The organism is Gilliamella sp. wkB112, from assembly GCF_001690685.1.
Classification (GTDB): Bacteria; Pseudomonadota; Gammaproteobacteria; order Enterobacterales; family Orbaceae; genus Gilliamella; species Gilliamella apicola_J.
The window spans coordinates 41,718-66,544 of sequence record NZ_LZGL01000009.1 but is presented as its reverse complement, the minus strand read 5'-3'; the positions used below and the strand labels follow the sequence as shown (position 1 = coordinate 66,544).

General features: G+C 33.2%; 22 protein-coding genes and 1 tRNA gene. 13 read left to right on the top strand and 10 right to left on the bottom strand.

The genetic code is table 11. The annotated features are described in order from the left end of the window. Positions 1–103 precede the first annotated feature (103 nt). From A9G12_RS02665 to cmoA, 3 genes are all read right to left on the bottom strand, one after another. A complete protein-coding gene (locus A9G12_RS02665; protein ID WP_065564328.1) occupies positions 104–481 on the bottom strand; it encodes an MmcQ/YjbR family DNA-binding protein in 378 nt (125 codons plus the stop codon). 120 nt (positions 482–601) lie between these two features. Beyond that, a complete protein-coding gene (cmoB, locus tag A9G12_RS02660) occupies positions 602–1,570 on the bottom strand; it encodes a tRNA 5-methoxyuridine(34)/uridine 5-oxyacetic acid(34) synthase CmoB (RefSeq protein WP_065564327.1) in 969 nt (322 codons plus the stop codon). 30 nt (positions 1,571–1,600) lie between these two features. Beyond that, a complete protein-coding gene (gene cmoA / locus A9G12_RS02655) occupies positions 1,601–2,332 on the bottom strand; it encodes a carboxy-S-adenosyl-L-methionine synthase CmoA (RefSeq protein ID WP_065564326.1) in 732 nt (243 codons plus the stop codon). A 72-nt stretch (positions 2,333–2,404) separates the two neighbouring features. On the opposite strand from cmoA, the gene A9G12_RS02650 reads away from it, so the two are divergent. Together A9G12_RS02650 and rnd are read left to right on the top strand one after the other, a co-directional pair. After that, a complete protein-coding gene (locus tag A9G12_RS02650; RefSeq protein WP_065564325.1) occupies positions 2,405–3,559 on the top strand; it encodes a metallophosphoesterase in 1,155 nt (384 codons plus the stop codon). 9 nt (positions 3,560–3,568) lie between these two features. Then, a complete protein-coding gene (rnd, locus tag A9G12_RS02645; protein ID WP_065564324.1) occupies positions 3,569–4,648 on the top strand; it encodes a ribonuclease D in 1,080 nt (359 codons plus the stop codon). 109 nt (positions 4,649–4,757) lie between these two features. Here rnd and mtnN read toward each other — a convergent pair whose 3' ends face one another. Continuing rightward, on the bottom strand, positions 4,758–5,453 hold the full coding sequence (mtnN, locus tag A9G12_RS02640; protein ID WP_065564323.1) for a 5'-methylthioadenosine/S-adenosylhomocysteine nucleosidase: 696 nt from the start codon (positions 5,451–5,453) through the stop codon (positions 4,758–4,760). A 97-nt stretch (positions 5,454–5,550) separates the two neighbouring features. On the opposite strand from mtnN, the gene A9G12_RS02635 reads away from it, so the two are divergent. Next, positions 5,551–6,321: an SDR family oxidoreductase gene (locus A9G12_RS02635; RefSeq protein ID WP_081299629.1), complete on the top strand. Its 771-nt coding sequence runs from the start codon at positions 5,551–5,553 to the stop codon at positions 6,319–6,321. 27 nt (positions 6,322–6,348) lie between these two features. Beyond that, complete coding sequence (locus A9G12_RS02630) at positions 6,349–7,218, top strand: co-chaperone YbbN (RefSeq protein ID WP_065564321.1); 870 nt, start codon at positions 6,349–6,351, stop codon at positions 7,216–7,218. Positions 7,219–7,468: 250 nt separating this feature from the next. On the opposite strand, the gene map is transcribed toward A9G12_RS02630, so the two are convergent. Beyond that, entirely contained in the window at positions 7,469–8,257 is a 789-nt protein-coding gene (gene map, locus A9G12_RS02625; RefSeq protein ID WP_065564320.1) for a type I methionyl aminopeptidase, read from the bottom strand. Positions 8,258–8,472: 215 nt separating this feature from the next. Here map and rlmC point away from each other — a divergent pair, with 215 nt between their 5' ends. The 3 genes from rlmC to A9G12_RS02610 all read left to right on the top strand — a co-directional run bounded on the left by rlmC (position 8,473) and on the right by A9G12_RS02610 (position 12,138). Continuing rightward, a complete protein-coding gene (rlmC, locus tag A9G12_RS02620) occupies positions 8,473–9,660 on the top strand; it encodes a 23S rRNA (uracil(747)-C(5))-methyltransferase RlmC (RefSeq protein WP_065564319.1) in 1,188 nt (395 codons plus the stop codon). Between the two features lie 124 nt (positions 9,661–9,784). Beyond that, positions 9,785–11,347 (top strand): glutamate--cysteine ligase, encoded by a 1,563-nt coding sequence (gene gshA, locus A9G12_RS02615; RefSeq protein ID WP_065564318.1) that lies wholly within the window; start codon positions 9,785–9,787, stop codon positions 11,345–11,347. Between the two features lie 2 nt (positions 11,348–11,349). Further along, positions 11,350–12,138, top strand: coding sequence for an endonuclease/exonuclease/phosphatase family protein (locus A9G12_RS02610; protein ID WP_065564317.1), 789 nt, complete (start codon positions 11,350–11,352; stop codon positions 12,136–12,138). On the opposite strand, the gene A9G12_RS02605 is transcribed toward A9G12_RS02610, so the two are convergent. The 3 genes from A9G12_RS02605 to rnhA form a co-directional block, all read right to left on the bottom strand. Continuing rightward, positions 12,110–13,192, bottom strand: coding sequence for a transglycosylase SLT domain-containing protein (locus A9G12_RS02605; protein WP_065564316.1), 1,083 nt, complete (start codon positions 13,190–13,192; stop codon positions 12,110–12,112). The genes A9G12_RS02610 and A9G12_RS02605 overlap by 29 nt on opposite strands. Positions 13,193–13,408: 216 nt before the next feature. Beyond that, positions 13,409–14,140, bottom strand: coding sequence for a hydroxyacylglutathione hydrolase (gene gloB / locus A9G12_RS02600; RefSeq protein ID WP_065564315.1), 732 nt, complete (start codon positions 14,138–14,140; stop codon positions 13,409–13,411). An 86-nt stretch (positions 14,141–14,226) separates the two neighbouring features. Next, positions 14,227–14,706 carry a ribonuclease HI gene (gene rnhA, locus A9G12_RS02595; protein ID WP_065564314.1) on the bottom strand — a complete coding sequence of 160 codons (480 nt, stop codon included), beginning with the start codon at positions 14,704–14,706 and terminating at the stop codon, positions 14,227–14,229. A gap of 204 nt (positions 14,707–14,910) precedes the next feature. Between rnhA and dnaQ the strand changes: the two genes are divergently transcribed. The 3 genes from dnaQ to A9G12_RS02580 all read left to right on the top strand — a co-directional run bounded on the left by dnaQ (position 14,911) and on the right by A9G12_RS02580 (position 16,294). Continuing rightward, positions 14,911–15,645 (top strand): DNA polymerase III subunit epsilon, encoded by a 735-nt coding sequence (dnaQ, locus tag A9G12_RS02590; protein ID WP_218056562.1) that lies wholly within the window; start codon positions 14,911–14,913, stop codon positions 15,643–15,645. 116 nt (positions 15,646–15,761) lie between these two features. Further along, a tRNA-Asp gene (locus tag A9G12_RS02585) sits at positions 15,762–15,838 on the top strand. A 93-nt stretch (positions 15,839–15,931) separates the two neighbouring features. After that, positions 15,932–16,294 (top strand): YbaN family protein, encoded by a 363-nt coding sequence (locus A9G12_RS02580; RefSeq protein ID WP_065564312.1) that lies wholly within the window; start codon positions 15,932–15,934, stop codon positions 16,292–16,294. A gap of 84 nt (positions 16,295–16,378) precedes the next feature. Here A9G12_RS02580 and A9G12_RS02575 read toward each other — a convergent pair whose 3' ends face one another. Next, positions 16,379–17,428, bottom strand: coding sequence for a dihydroorotate oxidase (locus A9G12_RS02575; RefSeq protein WP_065564311.1), 1,050 nt, complete (start codon positions 17,426–17,428; stop codon positions 16,379–16,381). 524 nt (positions 17,429–17,952) lie between these two features. Between A9G12_RS02575 and A9G12_RS02570 the strand changes: the two genes are divergently transcribed. The 3 genes from A9G12_RS02570 to A9G12_RS02560 all read left to right on the top strand — a co-directional run bounded on the left by A9G12_RS02570 (position 17,953) and on the right by A9G12_RS02560 (position 23,239). Continuing rightward, complete coding sequence (locus A9G12_RS02570) at positions 17,953–20,727, top strand: flavocytochrome c (protein WP_065564310.1); 2,775 nt, start codon at positions 17,953–17,955, stop codon at positions 20,725–20,727. A gap of 24 nt (positions 20,728–20,751) precedes the next feature. Next, complete coding sequence (locus A9G12_RS02565; RefSeq protein ID WP_065564309.1) at positions 20,752–21,714, top strand: FAD:protein FMN transferase; 963 nt, start codon at positions 20,752–20,754, stop codon at positions 21,712–21,714. Positions 21,715–21,778: 64 nt separating this feature from the next. Then, positions 21,779–23,239: a DASS family sodium-coupled anion symporter gene (locus A9G12_RS02560; RefSeq protein ID WP_065564308.1), complete on the top strand. Its 1,461-nt coding sequence runs from the start codon at positions 21,779–21,781 to the stop codon at positions 23,237–23,239. Between the two features lie 69 nt (positions 23,240–23,308). Here the strand turns inward: A9G12_RS02560 and A9G12_RS02555 are convergent, their stop codons facing one another. After that, positions 23,309–24,778 (bottom strand): Ppx/GppA phosphatase family protein, encoded by a 1,470-nt coding sequence (locus A9G12_RS02555; protein WP_081299658.1) that lies wholly within the window; start codon positions 24,776–24,778, stop codon positions 23,309–23,311. Positions 24,779–24,827 lie beyond the last annotated feature (49 nt).

Sequence of the window (24,827 nt, the reverse complement as noted above, 5' to 3'; positions counted from 1 at the left end):
CCATACCTGAAACATCTTTTCAGAGTTTAAGTGAAAATAGTTGGTGATATAGTTACCTAAGATCATATAATAGCCACGCATAAAATACTATATTAAAAATAGTTTATTTAATTGAATTGATAATTTGTTGTTGTGTTTTTTTAGTTAACTTAGCAAAAACCAGATTATAAGATTGATTTAAAAGATCAATAACCATAGTTTGATCTATAGGATTTGGCGTATCAAGGATGATAGAGATCCAATGTATTTTGTTAGCATAATAACCTTCAGTAATATTATCATACATTTCGATCATTAAGCGGTTATTAGCCGGATCACCTTTTAAGGTAATGATATCTTGGTTATGATTATTTTTACTTGCATAAGCGAACATTTTATCTGCTATTAAAAATTGAAAAGCTTGCCATTCTGGTTTATAGACTATTTGAGTACCTTTTAGTTTTAACGCAGCACGTTCTATCCATTGATATTTTGCTAACATATTTATTCCCTTAGAGTATTATTACCATTAGATCGAAATATTATATATTAGGCATCGCATTTTGTAATTTTAATGTTCAGTTTGAGGCTAATATTTGGTCTTAAAAAAGACCAAATATTATTATTTAGTGGCGGTAAAAACAGCACGTATTGGGGCCGGGTAACCTTCAACTGTTTTGGTTAGATCATTTGGATCTAAGAAATCAGCCAAAGATTCTGATGTCATCCACTCGGTTTTACGTTGTTCATTTAAGCTTGTTTGTGAAATATCAACCACTTTAACCTCAGAAAATCCACATTTATGTAACCAGTTAATCATGGTTGGTACTGACGGAATGAAATAGACATTACGCATTTGCGCATAACGTTCACCCGGCATTAAAGCTTGATGTTCATCACCATCAATAACTAATGTTTCTAATACTAATTGGCCATCATTAACCAGTTGATCCTTTAATTGCAACAAATGATCGAGTGGCGAGCGCCGATGGTATAACACACCCATTGAAAACACTATATCAAAAGCGTTGAGCTTAGGTAATTTTTCAATGCCAAGCGGTAGCAAATGGGCTCGTTTATCATTACCAAGTAATTTACGAATAGCTTCAAATTGGCATAAGTAAAGTGCCATGGGATCGATCCCCACAGCTAGTTTAGCACCAGCGCCTATCATCCGCCAAAGATGGTAACCACTATTACAACCCACATCTAAAACCATTTTGCCTTCTAAACTTTCAATGTGGTTAATTAGTCGTTCCCATTTCCAATCGGAACGCCATTCCGTATCAATATGTACACCATATAAATGAAAAGGGCCTTTGCGCCATGGGTGTAGATTTTTTAATAATTGGGTAATTCGCTGTTGTTCACCAGTAGACAATGTTTGTGTAGTTGTTGCGGTAACACTATGTAATAAGTCTAATTGATTTGGTGTAATTACTGGCAAATGTTTAATACTATTTAACCATTGATTAACACGGCTATTTAGATTTTGCTTTTGCCAATTTGCGAGTTGGGCCGGTAATACTTCTAGCCAAGTACTCAGTTTATTTTTTGCGATAATCTGGTAAAAATCACCAAAATCAAACATGGGTTAATCCTTATTGTAGATATTAATTTACTATTTAATGGCAATGATGGAACCAAAATTGAAACATTGAAACCAAGTGTCCATATGTTTAAAACCAGCATTTGCTAAGCGTTGTTTATGGGTTTCGATAGTATCAGTTAACATAACGTTTTCTAGCATGTTACGTTTTTGACTGATTTCAAGTTCGCTATAACCATTAGCACGTTTGAAATCATGATGCATATTAAAGAGTAATTCATTGATGATGGTATTACTAAAACTAAACTTTTCTGATAATACTAATATACCGTTAGGATTCAAGGCTTGATAAATATTTTTTAATACTTGCTGGCGATTTTCGGTAGTTAAAAATTGTAACGTGAAATTAAGTACCACCATTGAGGCATTATACATTGGTATATTGCAGATATCTTCACAGATTACCTTAACCGGTGTAGTTGCTTTGTAAGCATCGATATGTTTTTGACAGCGATTAACCATGGGTAAGGAATTATCCACCGCTATGATCTGACAGTTATCTTGAGTAATATTACGACGAATTGATAGTGTAGCAGCGCCTAATGAGCAACCTAAGTCATAAATCATCGAATTAGGCTGGACAAATCTTTCGGCTAACATACCAATCATCGAAATAATATTAGAATAACCAGGAACTGAACGCTGAACCATATCAGGAAAAACTTCGGCTACTTTTTCATCAAAAGTCCAATCGCCTAATTTATCGATAGGAGTAGAGAATAGTTGGTCTTTTTTAATATCCATAAAAGTTATTGGTACTAATAGAAAATAATTCTGCTATGATACCATTTTTTATGGTTAATTTATCGGATAATTATGAGTTTTGTTGCTATTATTGCCATTATTGTTAGTCTTTTAATCACCATCTATTTAGGAAAACGCTGGCAATTTTGGTTCAATTTTGAATTAACTGGTTATTACCAAATAGCTTATTGGGTAGTTATGATTGTGGCAGGATTATCCTTTATTCTGTCAAAAATTTTTAATGGTATTTCAACGTATTGGTTACCTCTACTTGGTAATGTTATTTTTGGTTTAATTATATGTGCAATTTTTATCACATTAATCTTTGATACAATTAGGCGATTGAGTAAAGGGCGGTTTAGTACAAATTTACTTAACAAGATTATCTATATTGTATGTGTAGTTGGTCTATTTATTTTTGGTCATGAAATGGCCATCAATCCTAAAATTGTTCACTATCAAGTTAAAATAGATAAACCAGCTAATGTTGACCATTTACGGTTGGTGCAATTAACAGATATCCATGTTAATGAACTTACTACCCATAAATCTATTCAACAAATGATTGATAAAGTTAATCAATTGGATGCGGATTTTATTGTGATCACGGGTGATACTCTAGATCAACGTTTAAAACCATTCACTGATTTAGGTTTTGATAAACAATTTAAACAACTGCACGCAAAACATGGTACCTATATTGTTTTTGGGAATCATGAGTATTTAGGTACCACTCAAGCAAATAATCGTGAAGACGATATTATTAAAGCTTTTCAACAAGCTAATATGAAAGTTTTAAAAGATGATATTGTTTATTTGGATGATGTTGGTATCACCTTAATTGGTCGTGACGATTTGTCATCTTCTCGTTATGATGTAACGCGGGCTTCACTGGCAGATCTGACTATGTTTGCTGATACTACTACACCAATAATTTTATTAGATCATCAACCCAAAGATCTGGAAGAACCAGCTAACTTGGGTGTTGATTTAATGATTTCCGGACATACCCATAGAGGACAAGTTTTCCCGATTAATTTAGTCGTTGCTGCAATGTATAAAAATTCTTATGGAATGTATCAAAACCTAGAGCAGCATTTTACTAGTATTGTAAGTAGTGGTTATGGGCTATGGGGACCACCAATTCGCCTAATGACTCGTTCAGAAATTGTTGTTATTGATATTTCTTTTAATAACCAACAAGAATTAACAAATTCACCACAATAAGGAATCGTTTTGCCGTATCAGTTTATTATTAGCAATGAACAATTAACAACTTATTGTTTGCAAATAGCAAATAGTACAGCTATTGCGTTAGATACAGAGTTTGTGCGCACGCGAACCTTTTATCCTCACTTAGGATTACTTCAAGTATTTGATGGTAATTTTGCTGCATTAATTGATCCCTTAGCCATTACGAATTGGCAAGATTTTATTGCTATATTAAATAACCCCAAAATTGAAAAATATTTGCATTCGTGTAGTGAAGATATTGAAGTTTTGCAACATCAGTTTAATTGTATTCCCACCCCAATTATTGATAGCCAAATTCTAGCTTCGTTTTTAGATAATCCCATAAGTAGTGGTTATGCTAGTTTGGTTAAAAAATATTTAAATGTGGATCTTGATAAGAGCGAAACTCGAACTGATTGGTTAAAAAGACCATTAACGGAAAAACAATGTGAATACGCAATTAATGACGTGTTATATCTATTGCCATTAATGGAAAAATTAAAGTCACAATTGACGACTAATCGTTGGTTAGAGGCCGCTTACAAGGAATGCCAGTCAGTGATTGAGCGTAAAGCGATAATTACTGTTCCCGAGGATGCATATTTAACCATCAAAAATAATTGGCAGTTAAAAGGTAAAAGTCTTGGAGCATTAAAGAAGTTGGCTCATTGGCGCTATGACATAGCAAAGACTCAAGATATTGCATTAAATTTTGTGATACATGAGGAAGTATTATGGAAGATAGCCCGTTATTTTCCAACTTCATTAGCTGAATTAGAAAAATTAGGTATGAAAGGTAAAGAAATCCGCTTATATGGTCAAAAAGTTTTGGCTATGTTAAACGAGCCATTGCCAATTGTTCCAGCTATTAAGCGCGTCAATACTTATCCAAATTATAAACAAATATGTGAACAACTTAAGCAAGCCACTCAAACCATTGCGGAGCAAACAGGACTTAATTCTGATCTACTACTATCACGTAAATTAATTAATAACTATGTTAAATGGCTAAATGAACCGAAAGGGAATACCCCCGAAATTATGAGTGATTGGCGCAAACCATTATTCGCCAAGTACGTTTAGTGATCGTTGTCATTGATTAGTTATGTGCACTAAATAAGATATAAAAAATATTTAGTGCTAAGTTTTTTATTAAAATCAATAACTCAATATAGTAAAACTAAATCGCAACTTATTTTGCTAGTTCACTTAGCATTGATTCAACTATTAATGAAGATTGCTTGGCCGCTAGTTTTAAAAATGATTGGAAGTCGACCGCTGATTCATTATCACCATTATCAGAAATAGCTCTTACTACAACAAATGGTACTTTAAATAACCAGCAGACATGGCCAATTGCAGCAGCTTCCATTTCTACCGCAATAGCATTAGGGAAGGTTTGCTTAATATTAGCTAGCGTTTGTTTACCATTAATAAATGCATCACCACTACCAATAGCACCTTCTACCGCATTTACACCATGTTTTTCAATACAATATTTGGCTAATGATTTATAATGTTGATCGGCGGCAAAAGTAACCGGACAGCCTGACATTTGTCCTGGCTGATAACCAAAGGCAGTTAAGTCAACATCATGATAAAAAACATCATTGGAAACAATAATATCACCAATATTAAGTTTGGTAGATAAGCCACCAGCAGAGCCCGTATTAATAACTGCATCAACCTTATAGTTATTTAATAATAGGGTTGTTCCTGAAGCAGCAGCTACTTTACCTATACCGGATTGTAGTAACACAACATCGCAACCGGTAATTTGGCCAAGATGAAAATCACAACCTAAATAACGTTCAATCTGGTAATTGGTGATTTTATTTTTTAATATAGCAACTTCTTCTTCCATTGCTGCAATAATGGCGATTTTCATAGAATCCTCATGCTGTCTAACTAACTTCAATTTAGATGTGCTATCATAATTGCTATACTTAAACTTGACAATATATGAATCTAACGGAGCTATACCTTTGCGCACAATATTCATTACCGGTTGTTCTAGCGGAATAGGACTTATTTCAGCGATGGCCTTAAAAAAACGTGGCTATAGAGTTATAGCTTCTTGTCGTAGAGAGGTGGACCAAAAAAAATTAAATGAACAAGGTTTTGAAACTGTATTACTTGATCTAGATAGTCCTGATTCGGTTAATCAAGCTGCTCAAGAAGTTTTAACTTTAACTCAGGGTAAATTATATGCATTATTTAATAATGCTGGGTTTGGTGTCTATGGTCGACTAACAACTATTAGCCGTGAACAGTTAGAATCACAGTTTTCAACTAATTTTTTTGGTATTCATCAATTAACCCAACTATTACTTCCAGCCATGCTGGAACAAAATGAAGGACGGATTATTCAAACTAGCTCAATTGTGGGTATTGTTGCTACTCCAGGGCGTGGCGCATATTCTGCTAGCAAATATGCGTTAGAAGCTTGGTCTGATGTGCTAAGATTAGAGTTAGCTAAGACCAATATTAAAGTCTGTTTAATTGAACCTGGTCCATTGAAAACCTATTTTTCTAATAATGTTAATCAGACCGAAAAACAGAATCTTGTCAAAAATCCACCTATTGCTAAACGTTTTACTTTACCTCCAGAAGCAGTGTTACCAGTATTAATTCATGCATTAGAGCATACATCACCCAAAATACGTTACAGGGTAACAAAAATAACTAAAATTGCCAATATAGCTAAACGTTTGCTTCCGGATAGATTAATGGATAAAATTTTAGTAAATAAATAATCAATTGAAATTTTTCTAGGACATTATATGCAAAGCCAATTTATTTTTGATGTTAATGAACAAAATATTCAAGAGATCTTAGAAGGATCTACTAAACAACCTGTACTATTTTATTTTTGGTCGGCACGAAGTCCAAACCATGAAGTAATGACGCAAACGCTAACCAAACTAGCCAATGAACACCATGGGCAATTTGTTTTGGCCAGTGTTAATTGCGATGAACAGCAAATGCTAGCGGCTCAATTTGGGTTAAGAGCAATTCCAACTGTTTATTTATTCCAAAATGGGCAACCAGTTGATGGTTTTCAGGGACCGCAACCAGAAGAAACAATTAAAGAATTTTTAGCTAAATTTTTACCTAATGAAGATGAGCTTAAACTAATTGAAGCGCAAAAATTATTTACTGAAGCCAATTATGAACAAGCATTACCAATGTTAAAGCATTGTTGGAAAACTTTGACTGACCATTTAGGTAAACCTAGATCAGATATTGGATTAATGTTAGTGAAGACTCAAGTAGAATTAAAACAACTTAATGAAGCGAAAGAAGTGTTAGCAACTATCCCTTTGCAAGATCAGGATTCGACTTATCATGGTTTACAGGCTGAAATTGAATTACTTGAGCAAGCTGCCAATTCACCTGAATTACAGCTTTTACAAGCAGAGCTAGCAAAACAACCGGATAATATTGAATTAATGATCCAACTATCGTCACAACTTATGCAAGTAGGGCGGCATGAAGAAGCACTTGAACTCTTATTGCAACCTTTAACTAAAGATCTTAATGCTGGCGATGGACAAGTGAAGAAAGCCTTACTTGATTTGTTAGCTGCATTGGGTACTAGTAATCCATTAGCTGCTAATTATCGTCGTAAACTGTATACTTTGTTATATTAAAACTGATGAAGTTTAAGTTAGAGCGAATTTTAAATATATCCTTATAGGATTATTGTTTGTGTTTAGCATAAATGCCAATTTGGCTGTTTTATGTGCGCCTTATATACGTTCATTAAAAAAGGATATACATAGGAGCAAAGTTGATCAATTAAATAAAGAAATAGCAAAAAACAATTCAAATTTGAGAATTATAGATAGACATCTATAAAAATAGGATTCAATAAAACTATATTTTATTGAATCCCGTTCTTTAGTGTTCAATAGTGCGAGGAAAATCTTCGTTACTGCGCAATGTCAATACTTCAACACCATTATCAGTAACTAAAAGTGTATGTTCATATTGTGCTGATAGACCATGATCTTTAGTTTTAACTGTCCAACCATCTTTCATCGTCCGCGTGCGCCAATCACCAGTATTGATCATCGGCTCAATAGTAAATGTCATCCCCGGTTTTAAAATAACTCCACCATCGTCAGCATCATAATGTAGTACTTGTGGTTCATCGTGATAGACCTCCCCAATACCATGGCCACAATACTCTCGCACAGAGGAAAAACCAAATTTACTAACATAGTTTTGGATGGTTTTACCAATTTCTTTTAAACGAATGCCCGGTTTAATAATTTTGATTGCTTCATACAGGCTTGCTTGTGTTACCTCACATAATTTTGCCCCAGTAACCGTAGGTTTACCTGCTATATACATTTTAGAGGTATCTCCATGATAACCATCTTTAATTACCGTTACATCAATATTTAAAATATCCCCATCTTTTAATTTCTTTTCGAAATTGGGGATACCATGACAGACCACATCATTAATTGAAATACAGCTAGTATGTTGATAACCACTGTAGCCAATATTGGCTGGTATGGCTTTTTGAACATTAACAATATGGTCATAACAGATTTTATCTAACTCACCAGTACTAATTCCTGGTTTGACATAGGGTTCAACTATTTCTAGTACTTCAGCTGCGAGCTTGCCCGCAATTCGCATTTTTTCAATTTCAGCAGTAGTTTTTAACTTAATAGACATTAGATTGTTCCTGTAATGGTAATCATAATATCCTATCATATACCGCTATTTCGTCAAATCATAGCAAGATATAGCGCTATTGGTTTGATTGGTTTAAATTAGTGTTGTAAAAATGTTTCAGGAGAGCTATACGTCTAAGTATAAAATATAAAACTAATGCTTATTAAAATAGTTTAAGTATATAATACTCAATCATATAAAAAGGCTTTATTACTATGCAATGTCGTTATTACCAGCAACAAAAATGTTTATCATGTAACTGGATCAATTATCCCTATCAAACACAACTTGAAAAAAAACAGCAACAATTATTACAGCAATTAGCGGATTTTAATCCTCAACAGATTGCAGATCCTTTTGCTAGCGATGAGTCAGCGTTTCGTAATAAAGCTAAAATGGCGGTACTTGGTACGGTTGAAAAGCCGATATTGGGCATACAAACCGGTAATGAAATAATGGACTTGTGTGATTGTCCGCTTTATTCAAATAGTATGCAAAACGTTCTGAAAATTGTACGCACTTATATCCGCAAACAAGGTTTAGTCCCATACAATATTAATAAACGCAAAGGTGAATTAAAGTTTGTTATTGTTACCGAAACTACTAATCAAGAAACAAAGCAATTTATGTTGAGATTGGTAATGAAATCTCACAAATTAATAGCAAGAATTAAAAACTCGCTTAAACAACTTCAAGATAAAATCCAAAATTTAGTTGTTGTGTCGATTAATATTCAACCTAGCCATGCTGCTATTTTAGAAGGTGATGAAGAAATTGTATTAACAACTACGCAGTTCTTACCGGTCTCATTAAATCGGATTCCACTTTATATAAAACCTAAAAGTTTTTTTCAAACTAATACCAGAGTAGCTGAAAATCTCTATAAAACGGCAAGTGACTGGGTCACGGATTTCCCTATTAAATCTATTTGGGATTTGTTTTGTGGCGTAGGTGGTTTTGGTTTACATTGTATTAATCAGTTGCCAAATCGTAATATTGAATTAACAGGTATTGAGATTAGTGTGGATGCAATTGAGTGCGCATCTAGATCGGCAAAACAACTTGGTTTTAAGCATTTATCCTTTAAATCCTTAGATGCTACTAAATATGCTATTGCACAGCATGCAATTCCTGATTTAGTGTTACTTAATCCCCCCAGACGGGGAGCAGGGGCAGCTTTGATGCAATATTTAGAACAAGTAAAACCGACTTTTATTTTATATTCCAGCTGTAATTTACACTCATTAGTTGATGATTTAAGAATGTTACCAGATTATCAACTTGTTAAAGCTCAGTTATTTGACATGTTCCCACATACTGCTCATATGGAAGTACTAGTGTTATTGACAAAAAAGCAACCTACGGTTAACACAATATCTGTGTTTAATGATTTAGTATTTTAATCGATAGTTTTACATGATTTATTCACTTATTACATAGTGAACTGTATATAAAATTACCTATAGTTAGTATTAAAATATGTTAATATAAAACAACAAAAAAATTCTATGTAGGAAACGTAACATTATGATTCCTGATGTTTCAAAAGCACTCAATTGGTTAGAAAAACACTATACTATTTTACAAGGTATCCAACGTGGAATTGAACGTGAAACTTTACGTATCTTACCCGATGGTTCGTTGTCGAAGACACCTTTTCCTCAAAAAATAGGCGCTGCTTTAACTCATCCTTGGATCACCACTGATTTTGCTGAGTCATTATTAGAATTTATTACACCAGTAAATACTAATATAGATTATATGCTAATCTTTTTACGTGACTTACATCGTTATGCCAATACTAATATTGGTGACGAAATGATGTGGCCATTGAGTATGCCGTGTTTTGTCGCAAATGAAGACGATATCATTTTAGCTCAATATGGCACTTCAAATGAGGGGCGGTTTAAAACTGTCTATCGTGAAGGTCTTAAAAACCGTTATGGAGCTATGATGCAAACCATCTCAGGCGTGCATTATAATTTTTCATTACCGATGGCATTTTGGCAAGCTAGGGATGGAGTTAAAAATACCGAAGAAGGTAAAGCAGTTATTTCGGAAGGTTACTTTACCTTAATTCGCAATTATTATCGATTTGGCTGGGTTATTCCTTTTTTGTTCGGTGCTTCACCATCGATGTGTTCTTCATTTATTCAAGATCCTCAAAAAGCTAAGGCTTTTATCGAACAAACCAATGGTAATTGCTATTTACCTTATGCTACATCATTAAGATTAAGCGATATTGGTTATACTAATAATGCTCAAAAACAATTAGGTATCACTTTTAATCATTTAGATTCTTATGTTGCAGGGTTAAAACGAGCTACACACACTAAATCATGTGAATTTGGTCGTTTAGGAATCAAAGTGGATGGTAAATATCGCCAGTTAAATGATAATGTTTTACAAATTGAAAATGAATTTTATGCACCTATTCGTCCTAAGCGAGTACCACGAGCAGGTGAATCACCGTCAGATGCACTGTTACGTGGGGGCATTGAATATATAGAAGTTCGTTCTTTAGACGTAAATCCTTTTTCACCAGTGGGTATTACCGAAGAGCAAATTCGTTTTATTGATTTATTTTTGATTTGGTGTGCCTTGGCTCCAGCTCCAGAAATGAGTAGTGATGAACTCGAGTGCGCAAAACGTAACTGGAATCGAGTAGTTATAGAAGGGAGAAAACCTGGACTTAAAATAGGTTTTGGCTGTGACAATTATTATGAACCGTTAGCTAAAGTGGGACATGATTTGTTTAAAGATCTGTTACGAGTAGCCGATGTTTTAGATCATCAAGATGATAAGCAAAATTATCGCAAAGTTTGTGAGCGACTGGATTTAATGTTTGATCAACCTGAATTAACTTTATCTGCCAGAACATTGCAATCTATTAGCGATTTAGGTACTGCTGACTTTGGTTTGGCACTAGCTAATCAATATAAAAAACAACTTATGTCAGAACCTTTAGAATTATTAACTGATAGTGATTTCATTCATCAACGTGATCTATCCCTTGAAAAACAAAAAAAGAAAGAGAAAAGTGATACTATGTCATTTGATCAATATCTACAGCAACAAAATGAACGCTAAAAATGTTTAAACAACGTGACTATACATTACGTTATAAGGCTAATAGTGATGTTGAGTTGATATTGCCTAATCATGAAATAATTGTTAATAGTTATCTGATTAATGATGAATCTTTTTCTGTGCTCGTTTGGAATATATTTAAACAAAAACGGGCAGATTGTATGCATATTCTCGATATGTATGCTCAGCAAGCTAAATTAATCTTGCTACAAGAAGCGCAAACAACACCCTTGTTACTTAATTTTATTTCACAACATAATAAGATAGCAGATCATGTACCAGCTTATTCTTTTAATGCTATTTATGCAGGAGTCATGACTATTGCTGATTCTTTACCAACAACAATTTTATCATTCAAAGAGCGAGAACCTTTAATTCGTGTACCTAAGTCGGCATTAATTACCATTTATCCTATTAAAAATTCTAATCAAAAATTATTAGTCGCTAATATTCATGCGGTTAATTTTAGTATCGGGGTTAAAATATATCGGCAACAAATGCATATGTTATTAACTCGTATTAGAGAACATAATGGTCCGGTAATATTAGCTGGGGATTTTAATGCTTGGAGTCGGCAACGATTGAGTTTATTGTATCACTTGGTAAGAACTATTGGATTAAAGCCTGTAAATTTTGAAATTGATATGCGTAAAACGTTTATGGGTAGACCGTTAGATTTTGTATTTTATAGGGGATTACAATTGAATGCCGCGCAAATAATTAGTACGTTGGCATCCGATCATAATCCTTTATTAGTAGATTTTAGATTGGATTTGCATTCACAAGATTAATTGTTAATACATCACCTTCTTTAATTCTAGGCGTTTTCATTTTATTCCATTCCAATATATCAGTAATTTTTACTCGATAATTTTGGGCAATGGAATAAAGATTATCACCAGCTTTAACTAAATAAGTTATTTGCTTTTTACTACCATTTTTGTCCAGAATAGAACTCATACTGCTATTGCTAATTTTGCTATATTCAATTGTAGTTGATTTAACTTCAAATGGCATATTCGTATGCGGAACATCCTGTAATAACTCAGTAATTTCATTAGTAACTAGATTTTCAGCTTGCAGTTTTTGGAATAAATTTTCTGCATAAACATAAGGTACCAGTAAATGGAACGGGCCATTTACCGTTTGCTGAGTATAGCCGGCATTAAAAGACATCAAGTCATTAATTGGCATGCCAGTATATTGAGCAATTTTAGCTAATGATACATTTTTAGAAATATCAATTCTGACTAGTGAATTTTCGTAATTACAATCTGGCAGTTTAATGCCATATTTTTTGTTGTTCTTAACGATATCAATAATGGCTAAAATTTTTGGTACATAATGCATGGTTTCACTTGGTAAATCTAGTGACCAATAGTTAACGGGTAGTCCTTTAGTCTGATTTTTTTCTATAGCGCGTCTTATTCGTCCTTCTCCTGCATTATAAGCCGCCAATGTTAACAGCCAATCACCATTGAAGCGGTTGTTTAAATTTTGTAAAAGTGACATAGCAGAAGTAGTAGATGCAATCAGATCACGACGACCATCAAATGAAATGCTCTTTTTTAAACCATATTCTTTAGCTGTAACTGGTACAAATTGCCATAACCCGGCAGCTTGTGCTGGTGAAGTAGCCAATGGATCATATGCGCTTTCAATTAATGGAATTAGCGCTAATTCAACTGGTAGATTGTTTTTTCTGAGTTGGCTAATAATGTAATAAACATAAGGTTCAGAACGTAACGCAATGGTTTCAAAACCTTGTGGGTTGCGTAATAAACGTTCTCTTTCAGCTTTAACGCGACTATTCTCCGGTACGCTAACATTAATCTGATTTAGCATATACTGCCAAGGATTTTGAGTAATTGAAGCGTAATTAACACTACCACTTTTAATACTACTAGTAACTATTGATTTTGAGTTATGCGTTTTATAGACACTATTATATCGGGATCCGTGATTTTGACATGCACTTAAAAACAAACATAACACTGTGAATATTAATAACTTTTTCATTAGTTCATAAAATTAAATAAGAATTTAAGTGGGGTATTATACCTAAAAAATATCTTTTTGGCTTCTAAAAAAAACAAACAAATCTAATTCATTGTTAATATTGAATTTATTTTGCAGTTTTTTATTATCACAGCGTAAAAATAAATTTATTTGTAGTTCTTTTGCTAAAATTGAGGGTAAAGTTATTGTTTTATTGGTAATTAAATTTAAATATTCTGCAATTTTGAGATCTTCAGGAAGTAGAGTTTGCGCAAATTTGAGGTTGGCTTTTGTAAATTCATGACCAGCACACACTAAGGTATTATCCGATAATTGTTTGAATTTATTGAGTGAGTTTAACATTTGTTGAGGTGTGCCTTCAAAAATTCGCCCACATCCGGCAGAAAACAAAGTATCACCACAAAATAAGTAAGGTGCACTATAATAGGCTAGATGACCTAAAGTATGGCCAGGAACCGGCATAATACTAAATTGAAAATCAGCAATGGATAGGTGATGTTGACTATTACTAATATACTGAATTGGTAATGGAATTTCACTTGGTCCAAAAACTTCTATATTCGGATAGTTTTGTTGTAAATCTAACACTCCACCAATATGATCCATATGATGATGAGTGAGTAAAATAGCAATAGGTGTGATTTTATACTGCCTAATATAATTTATTACTGGACTGGATTCTCCAGGATCTATGATAATGGCTTGTTGATCTGAATTTTCTAATAGCCAAATATAATTATCTTGTAAAGCTGGAATTACGTGTAGTTTATGCATAACTTTACTCATTATAGGTTATGTATTTAACAATTCAACGATGTTAAATCTTGTTGATTAATTTTATTCAGTTATCAGCCTAAATATTATAGTAATTTATTATCTGATTGTTCAAAAACTACATCTACTAATGTTGGGGATTCAGCTTGCTCTTTGGCAAGGAGATCACAACGTTCATTTTCTATATGACCAGCATGACCTTTAACCCATATCCAATTAATTTGATGAGATTGTACTAGTTGGTCTAACTTGCACCATAAATCAACATTTTTTACAGGTTTTCTGTTGGCTGTTTTCCAGCCATTTCTTTTCCAACCATGGATCCAATTCGAAATACCATTACGCAGATACTGACTATCTGAATACAAATCAATTTGACAAGGTTGTGTTAGTTGTTCTAAGGCAACAATAGCTGCTAGCAATTCCATTCGGTTATTAGTGGTTTTATAATAACCTTGAGCTAATACTTTTTCAGTTTGTTTGAATTTTAAAATAACAGCGTAACCACCAGGACCAGGATTACCAAGACAAGAACCATCAGTGTAGATTTCTATTTTTTTTAGCATTTTTAATTATCTTTTAACTTAATTGAGTCAAACTGCCATTTGAGGATCTCATATTAACAATAAATAAAATAGTCATTGACTAAAATTATCGTAAATTATCCAATATCTTCATTTATTGAGGTATCAACATTATATAATTTTGATGGTAGACTATAACATACCGTTAAGTAGTTTTCCCTCAATTGTTAATAAAAAATGAATCAAGTGATAAATAATTCAGCACGCCAAATTGTTTTAGATACTGAAACCACAGGTATGAACCAGGAAGGTAATAATCATTATCAAGGGCATAAGATTATTGAAATCGGTGCAGTCGAAGTTATTAACCGTCGTTTGACAGGCAATCATTTCCACGTATACATTAATCCCGAACGTATAATCGATGAAGAGGCTTTTAGAGTACATGGCATAAGTGATGAATTTGTTAAAGATAAACCAATATTTAAAAATATTGCTCATGATTTTATAAAATTCATCGATGGTGCAGAGTTAATTATCCATAATGCACCATTTGATGTTGGCTTTATGGACTATGAGTTTCAGCTTTGTGGACTGGATTTTAAAACCGCAGATCATTGTCTAGTCACTGATACATTGGCAATGGCAAGACGTTTATTCCCAGGTAAACGTAATAATTTGGATGTTTTATGTGAACGCTATCAAATCGATAATTCGCACCGAACACTACATGGAGCTTTATTGGATGCTGAAATTTTAGCTGAAGTTTATTTAGCCATGACTGGTGGACAGACAACATTGTCGTTTAGTTCTGACGAAAATAATCTAACTGCTGGCGAGAATAATGAAATTAAAAAAATCCAACGTTCCGCAATTCCATTAAAAGTTATAAAAGCGTCCGAATATGAACTTTCTGAACATGAGGCAGTGTTGCAAAAAATCGATAAGAAAAGCGGTGGAGCACTGTGGCATTCATCTTAATGATGATTTTCTACGCAATTAAGCATGATTTTTAAAAATTTTATTGACGAAAATAAAAATAATCTTTAACATCACGCCTACTTTAAGGCACTTACTTTAAAGTTATCCAGAAAAGCGGAGCGGTAGTTCAGTTGGTTAGAATACCTGCCTGTCACGCAGGGGGTCGCGGGTTCGAGCCCCGTCCGTTCCGCCAATTCTTATTAAATTTCTTCTTATACCATTCTAATTGTTATAATATTGTCAGCAAATTCGATAAGGTTTCTAGAGTAATAAGAGTGTTTGAGAAATGTTTAAAAAGTGGTTGTTTATTATATTAGGTGCTTTAACCTTTGCACTTGGGACCGTTGGTATTTCTGTGCCAATTTTACCCACTGTACCTTTTTATTTATTAACAGCTTATTTTTGGCTAAATAGCTCAAATCGCCTTTATCTATATTTCACTCATACTCGCTATTATCAAATTTATATTCAACAAATGATTTTGGAAAAGAAGGCTACTAAGTCAGGATTGTTTAAAATGCTGATGATGGTATTTATTGTTTTATTCATTCCATTTATTATTTTTGATTCGTTACATGTGCGCATTATTTTAGTTGTTGTTTTTCTAGCACATATTATTTTTGGCTATCTTTACTTTCGTAAACGCTAATCCCAACGCTTGATAAAAATACAGGGACCAGCCCTGTATCATCATTATTAATTATAAATAGTTTTCAATAAATTAAATGTTATTTTAAAGACTTTTTTTAATTTCAATAGCAAGTAAAGGATTCCACATGGCTGCTGTGGCACTCATAACTGCATCGGCTCCATTTTTTATAAACTGGCGATAATGCTCAATATTACTGACACCACCTACACCAATGATAGCAAATTTTAATTGCATTTGTTGACGATATTTAGCTAAGCGAGTAACCATATCTAAACCAGCCCATCTAATGGCATCACCACAAATTCCACCTTCTGGTCTATTTTCTCCTAATGCTGGGTGACCATTAGCATCAACAGGTTTTGCTGAAAGGGTATTAATGGCACTTAAACCATCTATAATTGAACCAACGCGAGTGAGTAATGAGATGATTCTTTCATCATCAGGGAAATATGCTAGTTTTAAGATTAATGGTCTATCTGGTACTGCAGTTTTAATTTCGTTAACAATGCGTTCAACACGGTCTACATCAAAGCAAAGAAGTTTACTTGCACCTTCGTTAGGACAACTTAAGTTTGCTTCTAAAATTGGAGCATTAGTTTCTCTAACTAATTTAGCTGCTAATGCGTAATCCTTTTCAATTTCACCATTACCTTTTGTTCCTTGGAAACTTCCGATAACACATTGGCCTTTACCAGCAGCTTTTACTGCCTTTTCCATATCCGGTTGCCATATGTCAGGAGAAAAAGATGGCACCCCAAATGAGTTAGTTATAGATAACGGTTGGCTATAATTAGTATCTGCTAATACTGTATCAAGATTACATGATAGTTTTCCATGTGGATGCACTGATAAAACATTTGGTAGTGGGTGGCACTTTTGCAGTTTTGTTCTTACCGTTTTGTAAACACATAAATCAAATCCGTAAGCAAAAGCTGCTTCAATATAATTGGCGTTTAATAAAGGTCCGGCAGGCATACCAAATGGTAAATTAACGTCTATATTTAAGAATTTTCGTGATTTAGTTTCTACTTGTTCTGCTTTGTCTAATTGTGCAAAAAGTCCGAATGGTCCTTGGTTATAATTATCTTCATAACTAATGCTTGGGTTGTAAAATGGCAGCAACGGTTTCATACTATCTCCTGTTTATGAACGGAATTGAAAAGATATTTTTTAAAAATAAGAGGTGAAAATAAAATGAATAACATTTAAAATAAAAAATCCTCCATAAAGGAGGATCAAAAAGTGCGAATAAAAGAGAATTAAATTTTATTTTCATTTTTATTATTAAGATTTGTTGTAGAATCATAACAAAATTCTCGTTTTATTAAACTGAAAGGCATTCTAGCTTAATAAAAATAAAGTTCAAGCCAAATTTATAAAAAAATATGTAAGTAAATGAAATAGTTATAATGTTATTTTTTAGATTTTCAGGCTCAATTTTCAATTCTGTAAATGCTATTTAATCAAAATAACTGTCATTAAACGACAATCTTATAATAAATAATTATGTAATATATTAATAATTATACGAAAAATTCTGTCGAAAAAATGATACTTTAGTTCATTAATAGGTTTAAGTTAGTTAGTGGATGGTTATGAGTAATGTTATTATTAACCATAACTTGTATAACCAAATAAAATAATTGGGTGTTTAAATGAAAGATAGTATAGTTTTTAAACCGTTAACGTTACCAAATGGAATTGAATTAAAAAATCGGCTCATGATGGCACCAATGACTACTTGTTCGGGATTTTATGAAGGCTCTGTTACTCAAGATTTAATTGAATATTATCGTGCCAGATCTGGTGAAATAGGTACCATCATTGTTGAATGTGGTTTTATAGATAATAAAGGTTTAGCTTTTCCTGGTGCTATTGGCTTAGATAATGATGATAAAATTGAAGGATTGGCCAAAATAGCTCAAGCGATTAAAGAAAAAGGTTCAAAAGCTGTGATCCAGGTTTATCATGGTGGTCGAATGGTTGAGCCTAAGCTAATTGGTGGTCAATCGCCAGTGGGACCTAGCGCAATAGCTGCGCCACGGCCTAATGCTCCCACTCCAATTGAATTGACTGTAGCAGAGGTTGATGAAATGCTTGATAAATTTGGTCAAGCTGTTCGGCGGGCTATTCAAGCAGGGTTTGATGGTGTAGAAATCCACGGTGCAAATACCTATTTAATTCAACAATTTTATTCTCCAAATTCCAATCAAAGAACGGATAAGTGGGGTGGTAATCGTGACAATCGAGCTCGATTCCCATTAGCGGTATTGGATATTACCCATGATATGGTTAAACAATATGCTAGCCAAGATTTCATCGTGGGTTATCGATTCTCACCTGAAGAGTTAGAAGTTCCTGGTATTCGTTTTGATGATTCCATGTATCTGCTTGAAAAATTGGCGGAAAAAGGGCTTGATTATGTGCATTTTTCAATGGGAACCATCCTTAGACCATCAATTGTCGATACTCAAGATCCGACACCTTTAATAAATAAATATGTGGCAATGCGATCTAAGAATTTAGCAAAAATTCCAGTAGTTGGAGTCGGAAATGTTGTTAACCAAAGTGATATAGATGCAGCTATTGATCATGGTTATGATTTAGTCGCTGTGGGGAGAGCATGCATTGCTTATCCTGACTGGATTAATCGTATTGAAAAAGGTGAACAACTAGAACTTGTGATTAATAGTGATAAACGTGAAGAATTAAAAATTCCTGAACCTTTATGGCATTTCCCATTAGTTGAAAGCTTAATTCGTGATGTTAATCTTAATGTTAAAAAATTTAAACCTGGGAATTATCAAGAGCAAGTCAATGATGAATCTTATGAATTTCTGATTAATATCGAATTGGGCAAAGACTTCATCAAAGATATGCAATTAGTCAATGCTAAAGAATTTAGTCATGATGTTTTGGATAATTTTTCTGTAATTAGACAACGAATTATTGATTCGAATAGTCCCCATGTTGACGCTGTTTCCGGTGCTACCACACAATGTGAGGCTTTTAAAAAAGCAGTAACCAAAGCTATGTCGCAATCTAATAAGGAAGCGATACTTGCTGAGGGGGGCGATCCTAACGATAAATCTTACGATATTGTAGTTGTGGGTAGTGGCGGTGCGGGTCTTTCTGCGGCCATACGAGCACATGACTTGGGTGTTAGTGTCGTTGTTATTGAAAAAATGTCAATAATTGGGGGGAATACCAATAAAGCTTCTGCTGGTATGAATGCTGCGGAAACAAAATTCCAAAAACGTCAAGGAATTCAAGATAGTAAAGAATTATTTTATAAAGAAACCATGACTGGTGGTAAAAATAAAAATAATCCTGAACTATTACACTATTTTGTTGAACATGCTCCTGAAGCTATTGATTGGTTAGATGATAATGGTATTGAATTAAGTGATCTTACTACAACAGGAGGAATGAGTGTTGATCGAACTCATCGTCCAGCAAGTCGAGCTGCCGTAGGAGGCTTTTTGATCAGTGGATTAGTTAAAAATATCAATAAACGTGGTATTGAAGTTATGCTAGATACCAATGTAACCGAAATTGTTACAGAAAATAACAAAGTTGTTGGTGTTAAAGTTTCCCAAGAAGATGGTTCGTCTAATATTATAAAAGCTAAAGCAGTCATTATTGCAACTGGTGGTTTTAGTGCTAATAAAGCCATGGTAGAAAAATATCGACCGGATCTCAAAGGATTTGTAACAACTAACCATAAAGGTGCAACAGGTTCTGGCATTATGATTTTAGAAAAATTAGGTGCAGGTACTGTTGATATGAATGAAATACAAATCCACCCTACTGTTGAGCAAACTACGTCATATCTCATTTCAGAATCAATTCGAGGTGGTGGTGCTATTTTAATTGCACAAAATGGTAATCGTTTTGTCAATGAATTAGATACTCGGGATAAAGTTTCAGGAGAAATTATCAAGTTACCTGAACATTATGCTTATATCTTATTTGATCAACAAATTCGTGATGAGAATAAAGCCGTTGAAGAATACATATCTCATGATTTAGTTATTCAAGCTAACACGGTTGCCGAATTGGCAAAAAAATTAACTATTGATAGTGAAGTATTGAGTAAAACTATAGAGCGTTATAATCAATTTGTTGTAAATAAACAAGATAAAGATTTTGGACGAACTACCGGCTTACGTCACTCTATTAGTAAAAGTCCTTTTTATGCAATTAAAGTTGCTCCAGGAATTCACCATACCATGGGGGGGGTAACTATTAATACTCAAGCTCAAGTATTAGATACGCATAAACATGTTATACAAGGTGTATTTGCTGCCGGTGAAGTTGTTGGTGGAGTACATGGTGCCAATAGAATTGGCGGTAATGCAGTTGCAGATATCATTATTTTTGGTACCCAAGCAGGCCAACAAGCTAGTGATTATGTTACTAGTAAATAATTAAGTTAAATAAGTTTGTGTAAAATGGTTAATTCTAACTATGAATATAGCCAAACTTTGTTGGGAACAACAGTTTCATTAACTATTCATGAGGCAAATGAAGCTGTTGCTCAAGCTGTGTTTACAACAATAAAAATACTTGAAGATAAATTGACTGTAAATCGACCTATGTCTGAAGTTATGTCAATAAATTCAGCTGCAGGTAAACATCCCGTTGTAGTTAGTTGGCCTGTTTTTAATTTAATTAAGCAAGCATTACAAATCAGTTTACAACCTAATAGTTATTTTAATTGTGCTATTGGTCCTTTAGTAAAACTTTGGAAGATTGGTTTTAAAGGGCAACAAGTTCCGACTGATGAGCAAATTAAACAACATTTGTTATTAACTAACCCAAGAGACATTGAACTTAATAGAAAAAATCATTCAATTTTTTTGAAACGCAAAGGGATGGAAATTGATTTAGGTGCAATTGCTAAGGGGTATATAGCTGATGTTATTAAATTGGTTTTACTTAAACATAATATCCATCAAGCAATAATTAATTTAGGGGGTAATGTTCTAACTATTGGAGATTCGCCTTTAAGTGATGATAAATGTTGGCATATAGGTTTGCAAAAACCATTTTCAAAGAATCAAGAACTAATAGGGATCATTAAGATTAACAATAGTTCGGTAGTTACATCAGGTATTTATGAACGTTTTTTTTATCAAAAAAATCATTTATATCATCATATTTTGAATCCACAAACTGGATACCCATTAGATAATGAATTAGATAGTGTCACAATCATTTCGAAATCTTCCTTAGAAGGTGATATTTATTCAACTATTTTGTATGGATTGGGTGTGAGCAAAGCGTGTGAATATTTACAAAATCATAAAAGTCTAGCTGCAATTTTTTTATTGAAAAATAAAACCATTGTTTTAGCTAATACTGATAATTTTTGTTTTCAGTTATTGGATAAACAATATCAAATCAAATTGTAATAATTGTATATATTTAACACAAAAATACAGCATATTAATTTAATGAATTAACAAGGAAAATACTATGAACATAGTCAAAAAACCACCAGTAAAATGGCTACCATTAATAATTATTGCTGTAGTATCCGCAATATTATGGTTTTTAGTTCCTCCTCCAGATGGAATAACTATTCAAGGTTGGCACACTAGTATAATTTTTGTAGCCACTATAGCTTGTATTGTTACTGAAATATTACCAATTGGCGCTATCGGGTTATTAGCTATTACTGCATTCGCTGTATTTAGACCTTCTGGTGCTACTAGTGCTACCGAAGCAATTAAAATATCACTAAGTGAATTAAATAGTAGTCTTATTTGGCTTATTGTAATTGCTTTTATGATTGCACGGGGATTTATTAAAACAGGTTTAAGTAAACGTATTGCTTATTATTTAGTTAAAATATTAGGTAAAAATACTCTTGGATTAGCTTATGGTTTATCCGTAACTGATATTGTGCTTGCTCCAGCAATCCCAAGTACCACAGCTCGAGCTGGTGGGGTAATTTATCCAATAGCTGAAGCTTTATCCATCAATTTTAATTCTAGTCCCAAAGATGAATCAAGAAATCGTATTGGCACATTTTTAATGTTAACTATTAGTCACATTAATGATATTACTTCGGCAATGTTTCTAACAGCATTTACCGGCAATTTATTAGCTGCCAAATTAGTTGCAACTAATTTAGGTATTACTTTAGGGTGGGGGCAATGGTTTGTTGCCGCAATTGCACCTTGCTTAATTTCTTTTATAGTTATACCCATGGTAATTTATTTATTAACTAATCCGGAACTTAAAAAAACACCCGAAGCACCAAAGTTAGCGGTTGAAGAATTAAAGAAAATGGGCAAGATAACTCTTAAAGAATTAATTATGGGAGCAACAGTTATCTTCTTATTAGTATTATGGATTTTTGGTGGGAATATAGGCATTGATGGCACCACAACCGCTTTTATTGGTTTATCAATTTTAATTTTATCTGGAGTATTAAGCTGGGATGATATCAAAGGCGAAAAATCGGCTTGGGATACTCTTATTTGGTTTGCGGCATTACTAATGATGGCAGGACAAGTTAATAAACTTGGTGTAACTAAATGGTTAGGAGATACTATTGGTAAGGTAGTACAAGGACATTTAGGCGAAAGTAACTGGATGATTGTATTACTGATTTTGTGTGTGGCCTATGTTTATTTACATTACTTTTTTGCCAGTGGTAATGCCCATATTGCAGCACTATTTCCTGTGTTTCTGTCAGTAGCAATAGCATTAGGGGTACCTACATTTATCGCTATTTTTGCTTTAGTTATTTGCACTAATTATTTTGGTTCAATTACACAATTTGCCAATGCGAGAAATCCATTATTATTTGCAGAAGGATTTGTTCCAGTTAAAACATGGTGGAGAGTTGGCTTTATTTGTAGTGTGGTAAATTTAATAATTGTTTTCACCGTTGGTATATTATGGTGGAAAGTGCTTGGATTGGGTTAAATATGAGAAAACCGCCAGCTAAAATTGGCGGTTTATTATTTAATAATTAGTAAGGCAATTCGTCAAAACTTAATAAGTTTTAATTGATAATTGCCAGTTATTGACCGCTTCCCAGTATTTTTGCTCTTGTTCTAAATCGAGTAAAATTAATTTATTGTGTTTAACAATTTTTTTGTTTATTTCTAAAGTAATTTTAGTCAGCTTATTATTAGTTATTTTTAATTGAAAAGCATTTAAATCGAGATCTGAATTGCGCTGATTATTAATTAAAACAGATAACCTGAGAATTTGTAATAATACAATAATATGCTTATATTCAAATAAGCTGAAATAAGGCAATTCATCAATTTTTATTGATTTTCTATGAAAACGAACTAAAGTGGATAAAAGTAATTGTTGTTCCTCATTAAATCCAGGTAAATTGCTATTTTTTAAAATATAACTGGAATGTTTATGAATTGATGAGAAATTAATCTTTAAACCAACTTCATGTAACTGTGCCGCCCAATATAATATGGATTCAAGATTAGGAGTAATGGTAATAGAACTTTGATGTTGCCATTGAGAGAAAAAGTATTTAGCTGTTTTAACTACTTGGTTTGCATGACGTTTATCAATATTATAATGCTGAGATAATGACTCGGCAGTACTTTGCCGGACATCTCGATAATTAGGTCCATCAATAAGTTCATATAAAACACCCTCTCTTAATGCACTAGGACTATATTGTAATGCTTGTAAGCCTAATGCTTTAAAAACACCACAGAATATTGCTAGCCCACTAACAAAAACATGTTTTCTTTCGGTTGATAAAGAAGGATAGTCTATATCATGAAAAGATTTAAATTCTAATACATAACTAATTAGATCATCTAGTCGTTTTGGTGTAATTATGCCATCATTAACACCAAGATCTAACAATATATTATGGATGCTTTTTATGGTTCCTGAAGTACCAAATGCTACCGTAATTCCTTGTTGTTTGACGATATTAATCATACTTTCGATCTGTTGTTCTGCAGCTAATTTAGCTTTTTGAAATGAAATTTTATTAATAAGTTGTTGTGGAAAAAATTGTTTTGTATATGTCACACAACCCATCGGCCTACTGCCTACAATTAGCGGTTTTAAATCATTTCCCTTACCAATAGCAATTTCAGTTGATCCCCCTCCAATATCCATTACAAATTTAGTATCCAATGATGATGTTGGTTCTGCAGTCATAGTACCTAAATAAATGAGGCGAGCTTCTTCTTGACCAGAAATTATTTCAACAGGATAGGGTAGTATTTTTGCAGCAGCAATTAAAAATTGGTGGCGATTTTTGGCAATACGTAAAGTATGTGTGGCAACAATTCTAACATTTTCAGCAGGAAAACCATTTAGTCGTTCGGCAAATAATGCTAAACATTCAATCCCTCGTTTTATGCTAGATTCACTTAATTCATAGTTAGCATTTAATCCCGTAGCTAAATGAATATTTTGTTTATTTTTATAAATGATTTGTGTTGCGCCATCAATGCTACGGACAATAACCATATGGAAACTATTTGAACCAAGATCAATTACAGCATATTCATTAAATCTA

What these genes read in the sequence shown, in the direction of transcription:
- A9G12_RS02665 (WP_065564328.1), bottom strand. Translation starts at nt 481, where the DNA reads ATGTTAGCAAAATATCAATGGATAGAACGTGCTGCGTTAAAACTAAAA.
- gloB (WP_065564315.1), bottom strand. Translation starts at nt 14,140, where the DNA reads ATGCATAAACTACACGTAATTCCAGCTTTACAAGATAATTATATTTGG.
- gshA (WP_065564318.1), top strand. Translation starts at nt 9,785, where the DNA reads ATGATTCCTGATGTTTCAAAAGCACTCAATTGGTTAGAAAAACACTAT.
- A9G12_RS02560 (WP_065564308.1), top strand. Translation starts at nt 21,779, where the DNA reads ATGAACATAGTCAAAAAACCACCAGTAAAATGGCTACCATTAATAATT.
- mtnN (WP_065564323.1), bottom strand. Translation starts at nt 5,453, where the DNA reads ATGAAAATCGCCATTATTGCAGCAATGGAAGAAGAAGTTGCTATATTA.
- A9G12_RS02610 (WP_065564317.1), top strand. Translation starts at nt 11,350, where the DNA reads ATGTTTAAACAACGTGACTATACATTACGTTATAAGGCTAATAGTGAT.
- A9G12_RS02605 (WP_065564316.1), bottom strand. Translation starts at nt 13,192, where the DNA reads ATGCTAAATCAGATTAATGTTAGCGTACCGGAGAATAGTCGCGTTAAA.
- A9G12_RS02650 (WP_065564325.1), top strand. Translation starts at nt 2,405, where the DNA reads ATGAGTTTTGTTGCTATTATTGCCATTATTGTTAGTCTTTTAATCACC.
- rnhA (WP_065564314.1), bottom strand. Translation starts at nt 14,706, where the DNA reads ATGCTAAAAAAAATAGAAATCTACACTGATGGTTCTTGTCTTGGTAAT.
- A9G12_RS02570 (WP_065564310.1), top strand. Translation starts at nt 17,953, where the DNA reads ATGAAAGATAGTATAGTTTTTAAACCGTTAACGTTACCAAATGGAATT.
- A9G12_RS02630 (WP_065564321.1), top strand. Translation starts at nt 6,349, where the DNA reads ATGCAAAGCCAATTTATTTTTGATGTTAATGAACAAAATATTCAAGAG.
- A9G12_RS02565 (WP_065564309.1), top strand. Translation starts at nt 20,752, where the DNA reads ATGGTTAATTCTAACTATGAATATAGCCAAACTTTGTTGGGAACAACA.
- cmoA (WP_065564326.1), bottom strand. Translation starts at nt 2,332, where the DNA reads ATGGATATTAAAAAAGACCAACTATTCTCTACTCCTATCGATAAATTA.
- A9G12_RS02555 (WP_081299658.1), bottom strand. Translation starts at nt 24,778, where the DNA reads ATGGTTATTGTCCGTAGCATTGATGGCGCAACACAAATCATTTATAAA.
- A9G12_RS02580 (WP_065564312.1), top strand. Translation starts at nt 15,932, where the DNA reads ATGTTTAAAAAGTGGTTGTTTATTATATTAGGTGCTTTAACCTTTGCA.
- cmoB (WP_065564327.1), bottom strand. Translation starts at nt 1,570, where the DNA reads ATGTTTGATTTTGGTGATTTTTACCAGATTATCGCAAAAAATAAACTG.
- rlmC (WP_065564319.1), top strand. Translation starts at nt 8,473, where the DNA reads ATGCAATGTCGTTATTACCAGCAACAAAAATGTTTATCATGTAACTGG.
- map (WP_065564320.1), bottom strand. Translation starts at nt 8,257, where the DNA reads ATGTCTATTAAGTTAAAAACTACTGCTGAAATTGAAAAAATGCGAATT.
- A9G12_RS02575 (WP_065564311.1), bottom strand. Translation starts at nt 17,428, where the DNA reads ATGAAACCGTTGCTGCCATTTTACAACCCAAGCATTAGTTATGAAGAT.